The following is a 14,813-nucleotide window of genomic DNA, read 5'->3' as shown; positions in this document are numbered from 1 at the left end:
TGTCGTACTTTGTGGGAAACTGTTAAAGATTTTACATGCCTTGTGCAAAAAGAAAGTGATGTTCGATGAACATCAGATGATGACAGACTTTACGGTTCTCAAAGCAGCTAGCTGATTACATTTGACTGAAAGTCTAAGCAAAAGGATAACACGGAGAAGCCAGCACTATTCATCACCTTCGACCTTTCACTTCATGAATGAGTCCCTATAGGAGCATCGCTAGCCTCTGCCTTATGAACAGACCGAACGAAGGAATGTACGCGCAATTAGACGCCTAGAGATATGGGAGGGTTCGTCGTCATAAGCTACGCAGAGATCCAAAAGTGTATCATATAAAAATAGTCTCTTCTTTAGCTTAGCATCTCGATGAATTAACATAAATATCAATTAATACAAAATTAAGTTATTTATGCGTGTCAAAAAGATATTTTTTAGCACTCAAAAATGGCGTGAGCCATTGATATATCAACATTTATAGAGGGAGGAATAAAATGCTAATAAACATTATAGGAATCAGCTCAATTTTAATTTTATTAGTTATGATCATCTTAAATATGTCTCTAAGCAAGATTATCACTGTATTATTTGTTAGTTCTATATTTTTATTTATAGTACGATTATTTATAGAAGGTAGTAAATTATCAAGTGCTTTTACAGAATCTTTTGGGATTTTAAGCATTGTAGGATTTATTTGTGTAGTTATTCATTTTTTAAAGAAAAAAACTTCAACTAATTAATAATATGTATAAAAGACCCCATTATCTTCTACATGATAATGGGGTCTTTAGCTGATTAGAAATTAATCATCTAAATCATATTCATATATAGGGTTCAAAAGCATTAGAACAAATACAATAAAGTTGTTATGACCATCAGATTCGTCTATTTCTTCTATTCCATCTTCAGGTTTGAATTTTTTTCCTTTGTTTTGTTGAATAATATCAAGATATTTTTCAACAAACTTAGAGGATGCTGTAATATAAAAACCGCTTTTTAATAGATACATATCGCCGACTTTTTTAACAACAGTGAAAACTTCATCTTTATTTACTTGTCCATCTGGATTCGTCCAACGTGCTGTATCATAATAATTCAAGTCGTCCACAAGTACTTTGATTGTGCCGATAGATGTATGATAGCCTTTTACATTTTTCTTGTTTGCAGTGATGTAGCCTTTAGCTGTTTTCAAGCGTGGCGTTTTTCCATCGTACTCGATACCAGTAATCGTAAGTCGCGTACCTTCTGGATAACGTTTAATCGTTTTCTTCAATGTAACATCTTCATACAAACCGATTTCTCGCAGTGTGACGACGCGATCTGGTGTATACGTATAAAATTTATCGCTCGTGGTATCACCTTTTAATTTACGTGCTACTTCATTTTTAAAACGTGTCCAATCACTTGGACGTGCAACGAATGGTGCCGGACAATTCTTGGCTGTTACATCGTAGTGACGATATAAATCATGTTGATTCAAACCATATTTTTACACAATTCTACGACTACATCGACTGTACGATTAAATGTCGCTGTTGCGATAGAACTATCTTTTTCTAGACACATCTCAACGCCTATGGCTGTCCAAGCATCTCATCACCTCCTCGTATTCTTTACCCTATTTTTACCATAAAAATGTTATGCTGTAAGTAGATACCATCAAGGAGGGGTTCTATGTATTACGCTTATGCGTTTATGAATGTCATTGTATATATTATTTACGCTGTTTTTCTTATCATTGGTGCACATATGACACAGCCACTATTTGGACTGCTACCACTGCTCGTCTTTTACACAGCGAAATATACGGGTGGCTTCTTTTGGTATAGCTTTGCAAAAATGCGCACCACACAATTATTTAGATGGCTCATTGTATGCGCCGTAGTCGGTTGCATACTGGGTGTTGCCTCACTAAAATATCCAGCCCTTCTTAACATCTCGGCCATTTTATTAGGACTATGTTGTAGCGTATTATTACCTACATACACGACCGTTTTGAAAACTCAAAAAGGTTCAAAAAAATCACAGATGCTCTGGTCAGCGCTTCTTGCCTGCTGCTGGTTACTCATCTTAGTGCCCGTCATTACATCTAAACAGTTTTCCTTTGTCTTTTTGTGGATTGGTCTCGCATTCTTTTTCCTACTATTTCTACCCATTAAAAATGTGCCAAAGATCATTACACCGACTCGTCCAGCACAGCGCTACACTGGGCTTATTGCCTTTATCGTCTTGAGTGCAATGCTATTCATCGTCAAATTTGTCCGAACCGTTGAATGGCAAACTTACTTTTCAAGCATCGTTTTAGTCATACTCTTTTTAGTGACTTGTGCGATTATGTGGTACTCATGGCATCATGTACGCGCCTTTTCTACAACACTGCATCTATATAGCTATGCAGATGGCTTACTCGTTGCCTTTTTCTTTATGGTCACTGTATTTGAACACTGGCTGACGGCAGCATCCACCCTTCATGTCGTGTACATACCTTATATTATCGGTGTGCTCTTGTCCTTCATTTTGCCGTTCAAGTTCTCTCGCAACACCTTACTACTCATCGTTTTACTATGTAGTTGGGGATTAGTGTATGAACCATTAATCACCGTCGTAGCAATTGGTATCGGTTACAGCCATACAAAATTTGCGGCGGATTTAAATGGGGATTATTACAAAGCAGCTATTCCGGCATTAAAGGAGAATGCGTTATTAATTAAAAATCGTTTTTATCGTCTTGGCGGTATTTCGATACAGGTCCTCATTGTGGCATGCATCGTGAGCCTGTCATGGCAGCGCGCTATTGATCTTCCCGAAGTTATGCACACCGTAATTCCAACAATTCTTCCCGTTATCACTATTGGCTTTAATAGCTTGATGACCATTTTTATTGGTTGGCTCGTATTAAAAAACCGCCCATCTAGCAACTAGAAGGGCGGTTTTTTATATAATTTAAACGGCTTTAATTGTTACATCAATATTACCAGCAGTTGCTTTTGAGTAAGGGCATACTGTATGCGTTAATTCTAAAAGCTCCTGCGTTTGTTCACGTGGCAGACCATCAATATGTCCGACAATCTCCACTGCTAAAATAAAATCAAATGGTGCTTTTTCAAATAAGCGTACAGTCGCTGTAATTGATGATTTTTCTTTAATCCCTTTTTGACGCTTAATCAAATCAAGCGCGCTATTGAAGCAGGCACTATACCCTGCAGCAAATAATTGCTCTGGATTTGTCGCATCTGCTACGTTTGAACCTGGAGGCGCAATCTTCACTTTAAATGATTTATCATCAGCAATCGATTCACCACTGCGGCCACCAACATTTAACATTTTCGTTGAATAAATTTCTTTCATTTCTTTACACACTCCTTTTAGTTATGAACAATTAGATTGTACACAATTTAATTGTGTTTGACAAGTAATTGGCTTCTTTCTAAAATAGAGTGGACTGGAGGTTTTACGATGAATGCAAGTTTAGATAATCAGCTTTGTTTTTTATTGTATGTATCATCAAAGGAAATTATTAAAGACTATACTGCTCGCCTGAAGCAATATGATTTAACATATACAGGCTATATCACAATGCTCGCATTATCCCATGAGGAGCCAATGACGATTAAAGAGCTTGGTAGTAAACTCTTTTTAGATTCGGGGACACTTACACCACTGCTAAAACGCTTAGAAACACATGGCTATGTAACACGCGCGCGCTCAAAAGAGGATGAACGAAATTTACTCGTTTCACTTACAGATGAGGGATTCACATTACGAGAGGAACTTGGCTGTATCGGTGAAGATGTGTTTGAAAAGTCTTCTTTAGATACAGAGCAGGCAAAAGCATTACATGCGATGTTAAGCCAATTTGTAGCAAGCCTAGACAAGTAAAAAAAAGGTGCCTTCGTGCGCCTTTTTATTTTACCTAAAAATGGCTAAATATATATTTAAAGGATATTCTGTGTTATGCTATGAAAGTGAAAATACGAAAAGAAAGTTAGAGGAAGTACTTTGAGTAATTATCAATTTTTAATGGCAAAGCATGCCTGCATGGAAAGTGAGCGTTTATTTCTACGCCCCGTTACGATGCATGATGCAGTGGATATGTTTGACTATACGTCAGACGAAGAAACGACACGCTTTTTGTATGAGCCGCATACGGAGCTGCAACAAACAGAAAAAATGATTGGCAACTATTTTATGAAAGAACCTATCGGCAAATATGCACTCGTTTTAAAAGAGTCTGATAAGATGATTGGTGCTATTGAGTTTCGGGTAGATGACTGGAATAAGAGTGGGGATTTAGGCTTCACCTTAAATCGCCGTTTCTGGGGAAATGGCTATATGACAGAAGCCGGGAATACCTTACTTCATTTAGCATTTACAATTTTAGAGCTAGAGCGCGTACATGCTGCCCATGACGTCAATAATCCGATGTCCGGAAATGTATTACGCCGCTTAGGTATGACACAAGAGGGGATACTGCGTAAAAGTGAAATGATTCGTGGCACACTTGCAGATAGTGCGTACTATTCGATTTTAAAAGAAGAATATACCATCCGTTTCTAGCGCTTTTATGCGAGCCGAAGAAGCTGATATTAAGCGATATAAAAAGGATAGCTGAACGGAGAAATTCCTTTAGCTATCCTTTCTTTATGTATTTTAATAATTCGCTTAGCTATACCGCATCTAAATATTTAAGCACCCATATACCTACACCTAGAGCTACAAACACATAAAATGCGATTTTCGTTTTATTACCCGATTTCTTTTCTTCCATCTAATGACGACCTCTTTCTAATTATGATTATGTTAAATTATACCTTAACAAATCAATGATAGAAGGAATACCCCAATATTTCAGTACAATTCTTACTTTAAATACACATTTTTCGAATAAAACAACTTATCACAGCAACTTTTTTTCAAGCACTATTTTATGTAGCCCATTTTTATCTGTATATGTGCTCATCACATCAAATCCACTTTTAATATTTAAAATTAGCATATTCCGCCATTTATTCATTGTTTTCGTTTGGACAACATGACAGCCCTGTTCCCTTACATACTGATGCTGGATTTCCATTAGCTTAGAAGCAATACCATATTTTCGATACTTTATTTTCACGCCGCCTAGCCAGCTATAAAATGTATAAGTATCGAGTTCATAGCCAATCTTATAACCAATCACTTGATTTCCTTCCATTGCCGTAACAACGACTAAACGAGGCTTGCTTGTCATTTTATTAATTAACTCATCCGCTTCGCCGTAGCTATCCTATTTATTATCAATCGTCACCTGGATTTTGTTATTTTCAAACGGATAATTATATAAAATAGGATTACTCTCTATCGTATAGCGCACAATTCTAATCGTATCGTCTTTCCCCTGTTGTTCATGTTCAAAAAATTGTTCAAAACGTTCCCTACTGTCGATTTCACCATGTAATTCAACAATATCACTCTCTTTCACAACATAAGCATTTGTGGCATCATCACTACACCCTGACAGTACAAATAAAGAGCTTAGCGCTAAGAAAACAATCGATTTTTTAACATATGTAGCTCTCCTTTATTTTCCAATTCCAACCACAATACCATATAACATTTGAAAACACTATTTGATTGAAGGCATTAAGATTTATTTTACAACGGTAAATTTTATGTGTGCATCACAAATCATTAAATCTAAATCACCAATCACCTCAAGAAGCGTGTTTTGACTACGACATATTTCTAGATATGTGCCAACTGCATGTCATTTGGCTTGTTGGATTAATAAGCATTTGTTCACCTCACACATTATCACAAATACATATCATTTCTTTGGCGATAGTTGTGATGCTTTGTTAACCACTTCATTAAAAAACAGCCCGTTTCTAACCCGTTTTGCCGTATTTTGGGTTCATTTCGGCGCTCCGAGGGGCATTTTCCAAACAGCGCTCGTTCAGTTTTGGATCTTTATGTCGCATTTTTTTATTACTTGAATAAATGACAGCACACACGCTTTTTTGAGCAGTATATAATCAAAAACAGCCCGAAATTCACGAAAATGGGTTGATTTTCGGGCTCTAGCGGCTAAAATACGCCTTTTTCGCTTCTTAAAAATAGTCCTTATTTGCGCTGAAAATAGTAAATAAAAATTTTCATTGACAGCATATGCACGATGGTTAATACCCTTCTTTCTTTACGTATGCAATTTGCCCTTGTTTGGCACTTATTTTCAATTATGTTGTAGCTAAAAGACGCTTCCTGAGCAAATAACGATTTTCTAACTGCTTTATTTTTCTCGTTCCAAACAAATGAGGACTCTAGTAAATTTCCCGATTTATGATATGCTGTTAGCATCAACTAACAACGAAAGAGTGGAATTTCATGAAACAGATTACAGCCTTTGATTTTATTTTAAAAAATGGTGAGCGTCTTCATTTTGATGCGGATGATTTCCGTATGATGCACTTTGATCATATCGAACAGCATCAGGACGAACAAATCGTTCAAAATGTCAGCGTCTTTCTTTACCATAATGCCAATCGTTTTGAATCCTATGTCCACCAGCTAGCAGAAGGTGAACAGATTTTACCGTTTGATCGTATCCAACAAACATGTGATATTGCGAAAATTGCTCTTACATACGATGATGATGCACATGAGATCTATCATATCGGCTGGCATGCAGATGCACAGTCAAATAAATACCAAACGAGTATTGTACATCCACGCAGCGGTGATTTATTGATTACCATTAATCCAGATAAAACCGTGACACAGCAATTTGCAGAAGTATTAATGCCTTAATTTGATTTCGATTCGTAGCAGCTGACGCGTTCAGCTGTTTTTTTAACGACAAAAAGAGCCACGCAAATACTCGCATAGCTCTTTTTCACACACGCTGCTTAGGGGGCAAACGTTGTTATAAAGACATCGACACATATTTCGTTTCTAAATATGGCTCGATTCCCTCTGTGCCGCCTTCGCGACCCATGCCCGATTCCTTCATACCACCGAACGGAGCATGTGCGGCTGAAATAATGCCATCATTCCAGCCAACGATACCGTAATCTAAGTTTTCGCTTAAATACGTACCTGTTTTATAGCTTTCTGTAAAGAAGTATGTTGCTAGTCCGTATAATGAGTCATTTGCAATAGCAATCGCCTCATCTAGTTCCTTGAACGTCACAATCGGAATCACAGGACCAAATGTTTCTTCTGTCATAATTTTTGCATCTGCTGAGACATTCGTCAGTACAGTTGGCTCAACGAAGTAGAACCCTTGCTCTTCATCGACGTTATGGCCACCACCTACTGCTGCATCCGCGCCTTTTGATAAGGCATCCTGGATTTGGTCCTGGATTTTATCAAAGCCTTTACGGTTAATGACCGGGCCAACACTGACATCCGCTTCCATACCATTACCTACCTTCAGCTCTTTTACCTTCGCAACAAGTGCTTCTGTAAATGTAGCTGCAATATTTTCATGCACAATAAGACGGTTTGGCGACACACAAGTTTGCCCTGCATTACGATATTTTGCAATAATCGTCTGCTCCACCGCTACTGCAATATTTGCATCCTCTGCCACGATAATCGGTGCATGACCACCAAGCTCCATCGTCGCATGCTTCACTGTTTGCGCGCACTGTGATAATAATAATTTACCGACAGCCGTACTGCCTGTAAATGTAATTTTACGCACCGCCTTATGCGATGTGAAAATTTCACCGACCATTGGCGCATCCGCTAGCACATACTGCACCGCATCCTCAGGAATCCCTGCACGATGCGCAAGCTCAATCAGACGAATCGTCGTAAGGGGTGTTTCCTCTGCCGGCTTCACGATAAATGTACAGCCCGCCGCAAGTGCTGGTGCTGCTTTACGTGTCATCATCGCCGCTGGGAAATTCCATGGGGTAATCGCCGCAACGACACCGATTGGCTGACGTGTCACAGATAAGCGCTTATTTGGTACATGTGTCGGAATCGTGCGACCATAAATACGCTTCGCTTCCTCCGCATACCAATCAATATAGCTCACCGCATAATCCACCTCACCAAGTGCCTCTGCAAGTGGCTTACCGTTTTCAAGCGTAATTAATTCACCTAGCTCCTGACGATTTTCACGAATCATTGCAGCCCAAGCTATCAATAATTTCGAACGATCATACGCAGTTAATGCCTTCCATGAAGGAAATGCAAGCTGCGCCTTGTCCACTTTTGCGGTTACTTCCTCTTTTGTGCTCGTTTGAAGTGAATGAATAATTTCACCCGTCGCTGGATTACTTACATGTACAACACCCATGGCCTACACTCCTTCTGCAAATGCTTTATCTAAAATCGCAAAGCCTTTTTCAAGCTCTTGATCTGTAATCACAAGTGGTGTTAAGAAACGAATAACATTGCCTTTAATACCAGCTGATAATAGTAATAAGCCATTTTCATTCGCATACTTTGTAATGCGTCCTACCGCTTCTTTATTCGGCACCTTGCCATCTTTCACAAGCTCTACCGCCACCATTGCGCCAAGACGACGAATATCACCGATGAAGTCATATTGCGTACGGTATGTTTCAAGCTTCGCCTCAATTTTTTGGCCGATTGCTTCTGCTTTTGAATTTAAGTTTTCTTCTTCTACAATATCAATAACCGCTAATGCCGCTTCACATGCAACTGGGCTACCAGAATATGTGCCACCTAATTCCCCAACATCTGATACTTCCATTATTTCTTTACGGCCAACAACACCACTTAATGGAAGACCTGCTGCCATTGATTTAGAGACCGTCATTAAATCCGGTACAACATCAAATTGTTCAATCGCAAATACGGTACCTGTACGGCTGAAGCCTGTTTGAATTTCATCTGCTACGAACACGATATCATTATCCTGACAGAATTTCGCAACCGCTTGAACGAATTTCTTCGGCGGTACGATAAAGCCACCCTCACCTTGTACAGGCTCCATTACAACACAAGCGACCATTTCTGGTGCGATTGTTGAGATGAAGAAATCGTGGAATTGCTCAATAATGTAATCCACATACTCTTCGTCTGTTAGGCTATCTGGTTTGCGATATGTGTATGGAAACGGTGCTTTATAAATTTCCGGCGCGAAAGGACCAAAACCAAGCTTATACGGCTTCACTTTTGATGTCATACCCATTGTTAAATTTGTACGCCCGTGGTAGCCATTTGTAAATGCGACTACTGCTTGTTTGCCTGTATATTTACGTGCGATTTTCACAGCATTTTCAACCGCTTCAGCACCTGAGTTTAATAAAATCACTTGTTTTTCATGTGTTCCCGGTGTGATTTCCACAAGTTTTTCAGCAAGCTTCATATAAGAATCGTACATAATCACGTTGAAGCCTGGGTGTAAAAACTTTTCTACTTGTGCTTGCACTGCTGATACTACCTTAGGATGGCTATGGCCAACATTAAGCGTACCAATAGCAGCTGCAAAATCGATCCATTCATTGCCCTCTACATCGATAATTGTGGCACCCTTCGCTTCTTTTGCAATTGCTGTACAGCCGTTACTAACACCTTTCACCACGTATTTTTGGCGTTTGTCATTTAATTCATCAGTAAGGTTTGTCGTAAGCATTGTTAAGTCCTCCCTTGTTTCTTTTTTTCCTATTATGAAGGATTTTGGTACAATAAAAAGCACCAAGATTTCAAAAAAAAGGTACCAGGGGTGAACAGTATGTTGATTCAATTAGACAGAACACAAAAAGGCCGCTTCCTTTATCAAGAAATTTATCGTCAAATTAAACAGCTGATTTTAAATAATGAATTACGTGCCAATACAAAGCTTCCACCAAAGCGTGAGCTCGCTCAGATGCTCGATGTTAGTACAAATTCCATTGCAAATGCTTATGAGCAATTACTTGCCGAGGGCTATATTTATACGATTGAGCGCGTCGGTTATTTTATTGAAGAAATCGAGCAGTTTGATATTAACCCAAATGTCACAACCGCTTTTCCGACTCATTTACGTGAGCAACCAGAGCCACCTAAAACTTGGCTGTCCCTCTCTCATATGAATAGTAACGCACGACTTTTCCCGATGCGTAAATGGTTGAGCTGTGAGGCGAAGGTATATGATCGCTATATCGAAGAGCTTGGCGAAATGGCACATACACAGGGCCCCTATGTGCTACGAAAAAATATTGCCGAGCTTATTTATGCAACGCGTGGTGTCAAATGTGAGCCGGAACAAATTGTCGTCCATGCGACGAGCCAGGGTTTATTGGAGCGCCTTATTCGGATTTTGCCGGAGAATCCATCGTTTGCGGTAGAAAACCCCGGCTATGCGCGCTACTATCAATTATTAAAACGTCACCATATTCAGGCGCATCTTGTTCCACTCGATGATGCGGGTATCGATGTCCATCATCTCGAGCAGCTTGATGCCCAGCTCGTGATTGCTACCCCGTCGCATCAGTTTCCAACCGGAACCATTATGCCAATTTCTAGACGTGTCGAATTGCTCAACTGGGCTTCGCGACAGGAGGACCGCTATATTATCGAGGACGATTATGATAGTGAATTTAAATATGAGACGAATCATGTGCCATCCCTTCAAAGCATGGACTACAATCATAAGGTCATTTATATGGGCACCTTCTCAAAAACGCTACTTCCAGGGATTCGCGTGAGCTATATGGTGTTACCAGTAAAATTACTTGAGAGCTACCGCGAGATGTTTCCACTTGAAATTCAGGCGGTCAATACATTGGTACTCTATACATTAAATGAATTTATTGAAAGTGGTCAGTATGAAAAGCATCTCCGTAAAATGACAAAGCATTTTGAAGAAGTGCGAAGCTGCTTAGTCACGGAGTTAACGAAGCAGCTCGGCGACCAAATTATCATTTCAGATGTTCCTGCTGGGCTTCATTTTTTAATTGAGGCAAAAAGCGCGCGTAGCTATGATGAGATTGAGCAGCAGGCGGCGAAGCATAATGTAGAAGTGTATACATTAAAGCGTTTTTCATTAAATCCATATCCGCTTATTCGCGAAAATCGCTTTATTATTATTGGCTTTGCGTATATCGACATGAAAGATATACCAGAAGCAGTACGTAGACTTGGATGTGTATTGTTTGATGAATAGCTTTTATAATTAGAAACCGTCGGATTATACCAGTTCTATTTTTTCACTGCATACGATGTTTTTGTATTTTTTTAAGGAACGTGAAACTTTTTATCGCACTAAACCGTATTAATAGGTAATAGTCTGTTCACTTAAGGAGTGACAACGATGCAACCACAACAGCTTATTTCATCTATTAATGACGGTGCTTTTCGCGCCATTTACAATGCGACGATACCCGAGTATCGTGCGACCTATTCATTTGATCAATTTACGGCCATTGCACAAAAAATTCAACACGATACATATACATTACATTATACGATTTCACTGCCACCGCTAAAAAAAATGGTGTGGCTTGATGAAAAACGCAGCAATGCGATCGGTGCCATTTTTGACTCAAAGGGCTATATTCATTTTTTAACGATGAAGCCTTATTTGAGATTTCCTGAGGCCGATCAATGCTTTTCTACAACGCAGTTTGAGCTACCTGTGCGCGGTGAATGGCAGGTCGCTCAGGGCGGAATGAATGAACTCATTAATTATCATTATCCTTTCTCTAGTCAGCGCTATGCCATTGATTTAAAACGGGTCAAAAATAAGCGTTATTTTGAGAATATTGGCAATATGTGTGAAGATTATTATGCCTTTAATGAAGAAATTTATGCCCCAGCAGCCGGCAAGGTAATGGCTATCGAGGATAACATTAGTGACCAACCACCTGGAGAACGTAATGAACTAAGCACGTTTGGTAACTATATTATTTTGAAGCATGGGCATAGTGAGTATAGTTTGCTCGCTCATTTACAGCAAAATTCGATTCATGTGAAAAAAGGAGATTCCGTACAGCTTGGCGAATTAATAGCGTATAGTGGAAACTCTGGCGATACGACTGCGCCGCATGTTCATTTTCAAGTGATGAATTCGATGGATTTAAATAAAGCGAAATCTTTACGCATTCGCTTTAAAAACAATCTACTTCCAATACAAGGCGATATTATCACTGGCACAATCGAGCCTAAAGAACATATCATTCCCCCTGAAAAACCATTTCTAGGTGGTATTCGTACAATTTTACAATTGTTTAATCGTAGTTAATGATACTTGTATAATTTAATAAATGGTGGTGATACGAATGAAAAAATACATTTTATTGCTTCCTTTTGTTTTTCTATTAATAAGTGGCTGCGCGCAGCAACCGAAAAATATGAATGTCAATGTTGTCGTCGAGCGTTATGATACGATTCAAGAGGACTACATTAAATTCATGACAGTGAAGGACCAGCAACAAATAAAAGAAGGTAAAAAATTCGTTAAGGACTTAACGTGGTCAAACGAAGCGCCACCTAGAACGATTCCGAATTATCGCTTTTACGATGTAGCAGAGGACAGTGCAGATTTTGACATAAAGCCAGTCATGTATTATGTATGGTTTGATGAGGAAACAGCTACTGCCATCATTTCAAAAGATGACAAAAAAACAGCTGCAGCACTAGACAATGCGCAAGTAAATGCCATGTATGATTTATTAGTCACTTCATCGAAAAAATAAAAAGAGGCTTGGGTTCTCGAACTGACCTAAAAATCTGAGATAACATAAAAAGAAAAAGACACTTTCAAGGGTATACAATCTTTGGAGGTGTTTTTTGATGGGCAAAAAACTTATTGAACAGAGATTTCACAGCGAAGCGCCCACTTCAAAAGCTCGTAACCGATGTGACCTACTTACCTTTTAGGGATAAACTATTCTATCTTTCAATTATTATGGATGTATTTAATCGAGAAATTATTGCGTATACGATTCATGATAAACGAGACACCACGTCCACATTGGATACGTTAAACCAGCTACAAGATCTATCACCAGGTTGTGTACTTCCTAGTGATCAAGAATCGGTATATACTTCGCATGAATACCAGCAAACGGTCAAAGAAAACGGCGTTATCATGAGCATGTTCCGTAAAGGCACGCCCGCTGATAACACCATCATTGAAACTTTCCACGCCAGTTTAAAATGCGAAACGTTTTATCTTGAAAGGCTTTTGAGAACAACAAATGACCTTGTCGTTCAAACCGTTCAAGCATACATCAACTACGATAATCATACGCGAATTTTGGCAAAGTTAAACCACCTTTCTCCAGTTCAGTACCGGAAAAAGGTGGCGAAACAAGAATTTGACGGCGACTCCTAGGGGAGCCCCTAGCATGAATGGAAGACCCCGCAGTGAGCTTGCGAGCGAGGAGGCTTCCGCCATGCCCCAGGAAAGCGTCCGTCAAATTCAGCTGAAAGAATGTGTCTTTTTCTTTGTCTCACTTTCGTGGGTCAGTTCCTATGCCAAAGCTTCTTTTTATTATAAATAATCTTGAATTAATCGACGTAAATCCTCTTGTAATGTAGGTAAATCCTGCTCTGTAAATGTGAGCCCCACATACGATTCATCCATATCAAATGCTTCCGATAAAAAGCTCGTAAATCCACGTGCCTTGCGGTCAACTTGGAATAATACTTCTACTTTATGCGATGTTTGATTCACAAACACGACTTCTAATTCATCTAAATAGCCGCGGAAGGGCCCAGTTGTTGGCACAAATTCATATTCCTGCACGAAAGAATGACGTGTATTCATACGTAATCCAGCCTTTTCACATTCTACCTCACGTAGGCGGAATCCTAAATTTTTCACTGCATCAATGACCGCACCCGCTAGACGTGTTGGACGAATCGCTACTGCATCCTTATCACTTGGATCAACGGCGTGCTTAATATCTAATCCCGTATTTAACCAAGCACGTGTACGGCCAACTGTTGCGGGGGCATCATATGGTAAATTAAATGAAAATAGTAATGATTTTTCCTCGCCTGCTTGAATACTGAAAGGCTCCGTTATTTTCTTCTGAAATATCGTTGCGGTATCCTCATATTCTTTATCACCTGATTTATTCGTAAAATTAATATGAAGGGATAAATAAATGGCATCAATACGTTGTTCCACATTGCCACCTTTAATATGAATGTCACCCTGTACTAAATCACCCGCTGTATACGTGTCATGGTCTAATACAGTATCAACTGTCGCAGCACCTACCCCAAAACTCGCTAATGCCTTGCTAAAAATCATTATTTTTTCCTCCTACATAATCGCTGTTTCTTATTATACGGATGAGCTTTTGAAACGTTTCAAAAATTACGCTATAATGCGAAAAAGGAGTGAATTTTTTGAAAATTAGCCAATTAACAACTGAATCGGTCGAACAAGCAGCTCGCTTATTAAATGAGTACCGCGTAACCTTTCATCAGCCAACTGATTTACCACTTGCCCGCTGGTTCGTGAAGGAGCGCTTAAAGCAAGATGAGTCGATTGTCTTTTTAGCCTGGCTCGGTGAGGAAGCGGTTGGGTTTGTGCAGCTCTATCCGATTTTTTCGACCATCAGCCTAAAACGCGCTTATATTTTAAATGATTTATATGTAGCGAAAGAAGCTCGAAAATATGGTGCTGCTACACAATTAATTGAAGCCTGCTATACGTATGCGAAGGCGCATAATGCACGCTTTGTCGCCCTAGAGACCGGTACAGAAAATGACAATGCCCAAAAGCTCTATGAAAAAATGGGGTTTATAGAGGAAACGGATGTTATGCATCTCATTAAATATTTTGACGAACACGAGTCACCTTCGCCGAATGTAGTCATTAAAACTTAACAACAAACTAAATTCAGCGTAAAATAGAACTA

General features: G+C 39.2%; 16 protein-coding genes. 9 read left to right on the top strand and 7 right to left on the bottom strand.

From position 1 onward, the window contains the following. Positions 1–799: 799 nt before the first annotated feature. Positions 800–1,477, bottom strand: coding sequence for a DUF5776 domain-containing protein (locus QI30_RS04350; protein WP_126989729.1), 678 nt, complete (start codon positions 1,475–1,477; stop codon positions 800–802). Positions 1,478–1,671: 194 nt separating this feature from the next. Here QI30_RS04350 and QI30_RS04345 point away from each other — a divergent pair, with 194 nt between their 5' ends. Then, the gene (locus QI30_RS04345; protein WP_126989728.1) at positions 1,672–2,919 is read left to right on the top strand and encodes a hypothetical protein; all 1,248 of its coding nucleotides are present in this window, start codon (positions 1,672–1,674) and stop codon (positions 2,917–2,919) included. 21 nt (positions 2,920–2,940) lie between these two features. On the opposite strand, the gene QI30_RS04340 is transcribed toward QI30_RS04345, so the two are convergent. After that, on the bottom strand, positions 2,941–3,345 hold the full coding sequence (locus QI30_RS04340; protein WP_126989727.1) for an Ohr family peroxiredoxin: 405 nt from the start codon (positions 3,343–3,345) through the stop codon (positions 2,941–2,943). Between the two features lie 108 nt (positions 3,346–3,453). Here QI30_RS04340 and QI30_RS04335 point away from each other — a divergent pair, with 108 nt between their 5' ends. Both QI30_RS04335 and QI30_RS04330 read left to right on the top strand, forming a co-directional pair. Then, positions 3,454–3,876 carry a MarR family winged helix-turn-helix transcriptional regulator gene (locus QI30_RS04335; protein WP_126989726.1) on the top strand — a complete coding sequence of 141 codons (423 nt, stop codon included), beginning with the start codon at positions 3,454–3,456 and terminating at the stop codon, positions 3,874–3,876. 120 nt (positions 3,877–3,996) lie between these two features. Further along, complete coding sequence (locus QI30_RS04330) at positions 3,997–4,554, top strand: GNAT family N-acetyltransferase (protein WP_233600516.1); 558 nt, start codon at positions 3,997–3,999, stop codon at positions 4,552–4,554. Positions 4,555–4,894: 340 nt separating this feature from the next. Here QI30_RS04330 and QI30_RS04325 read toward each other — a convergent pair whose 3' ends face one another. Together QI30_RS04325 and QI30_RS04320 are read right to left on the bottom strand one after the other, a co-directional pair. Continuing rightward, positions 4,895–5,227 carry a GNAT family N-acetyltransferase gene (locus QI30_RS04325; RefSeq protein ID WP_126989725.1) on the bottom strand — a complete coding sequence of 111 codons (333 nt, stop codon included), beginning with the start codon at positions 5,225–5,227 and terminating at the stop codon, positions 4,895–4,897. Between the two features lie 36 nt (positions 5,228–5,263). After that, entirely contained in the window at positions 5,264–5,458 is a 195-nt protein-coding gene (locus QI30_RS04320) for a DUF4362 domain-containing protein (RefSeq protein ID WP_158620959.1), read from the bottom strand. A gap of 902 nt (positions 5,459–6,360) precedes the next feature. Between QI30_RS04320 and QI30_RS04315 the strand changes: the two genes are divergently transcribed. Continuing rightward, the gene (locus QI30_RS04315) at positions 6,361–6,783 is read left to right on the top strand and encodes a hypothetical protein (protein WP_126989723.1); all 423 of its coding nucleotides are present in this window, start codon (positions 6,361–6,363) and stop codon (positions 6,781–6,783) included. A gap of 115 nt (positions 6,784–6,898) precedes the next feature. Here QI30_RS04315 and QI30_RS04310 read toward each other — a convergent pair whose 3' ends face one another. Both QI30_RS04310 and gabT read right to left on the bottom strand, forming a co-directional pair. Next, positions 6,899–8,284 carry an NAD-dependent succinate-semialdehyde dehydrogenase gene (locus tag QI30_RS04310; RefSeq protein WP_126989722.1) on the bottom strand — a complete coding sequence of 462 codons (1,386 nt, stop codon included), beginning with the start codon at positions 8,282–8,284 and terminating at the stop codon, positions 6,899–6,901. A 3-nt stretch (positions 8,285–8,287) separates the two neighbouring features. Further along, entirely contained in the window at positions 8,288–9,589 is a 1,302-nt protein-coding gene (gene gabT, locus QI30_RS04305; RefSeq protein WP_126989721.1) for a 4-aminobutyrate--2-oxoglutarate transaminase, read from the bottom strand. 99 nt (positions 9,590–9,688) lie between these two features. Here gabT and QI30_RS04300 point away from each other — a divergent pair, with 99 nt between their 5' ends. The 4 genes from QI30_RS04300 (at position 9,689) to QI30_RS04285 (ending at position 13,273) form a co-directional block, all read left to right on the top strand. Next, entirely contained in the window at positions 9,689–11,101 is a 1,413-nt protein-coding gene (locus QI30_RS04300; protein WP_126989720.1) for a PLP-dependent aminotransferase family protein, read from the top strand. A gap of 147 nt (positions 11,102–11,248) precedes the next feature. Continuing rightward, positions 11,249–12,178, top strand: a complete 930-nt coding sequence (locus tag QI30_RS04295) for a M23 family metallopeptidase (protein ID WP_126989719.1) — start codon at positions 11,249–11,251, stop codon at positions 12,176–12,178. Positions 12,179–12,215: 37 nt separating this feature from the next. Next, positions 12,216–12,632, top strand: a complete 417-nt coding sequence (locus QI30_RS04290) for a hypothetical protein (RefSeq protein WP_126989718.1) — start codon at positions 12,216–12,218, stop codon at positions 12,630–12,632. 113 nt (positions 12,633–12,745) lie between these two features. Then, positions 12,746–13,273, top strand: coding sequence for a DDE-type integrase/transposase/recombinase (locus QI30_RS04285; RefSeq protein ID WP_126989717.1), 528 nt, complete (start codon positions 12,746–12,748; stop codon positions 13,271–13,273). A 159-nt stretch (positions 13,274–13,432) separates the two neighbouring features. Here QI30_RS04285 and QI30_RS04280 read toward each other — a convergent pair whose 3' ends face one another. Then, positions 13,433–14,200, bottom strand: coding sequence for a sporulation protein (locus QI30_RS04280; RefSeq protein WP_370323581.1), 768 nt, complete (start codon positions 14,198–14,200; stop codon positions 13,433–13,435). 98 nt (positions 14,201–14,298) lie between these two features. On the opposite strand from QI30_RS04280, the gene QI30_RS04275 reads away from it, so the two are divergent. After that, complete coding sequence (locus tag QI30_RS04275) at positions 14,299–14,781, top strand: GNAT family N-acetyltransferase (RefSeq protein ID WP_126989715.1); 483 nt, start codon at positions 14,299–14,301, stop codon at positions 14,779–14,781. Positions 14,782–14,813: the final 32 nt, after the last annotated feature.

This window comes from Candidatus Kurthia intestinigallinarum, assembly GCF_003991225.1.
GTDB lineage: Bacteria > Bacillota > Bacilli > Bacillales_A > Planococcaceae > Kurthia > Kurthia populi.
The sequence above is the reverse complement of the archived record's forward strand: the minus strand, read 5'-3'. Positions and strand labels throughout refer to the sequence as shown.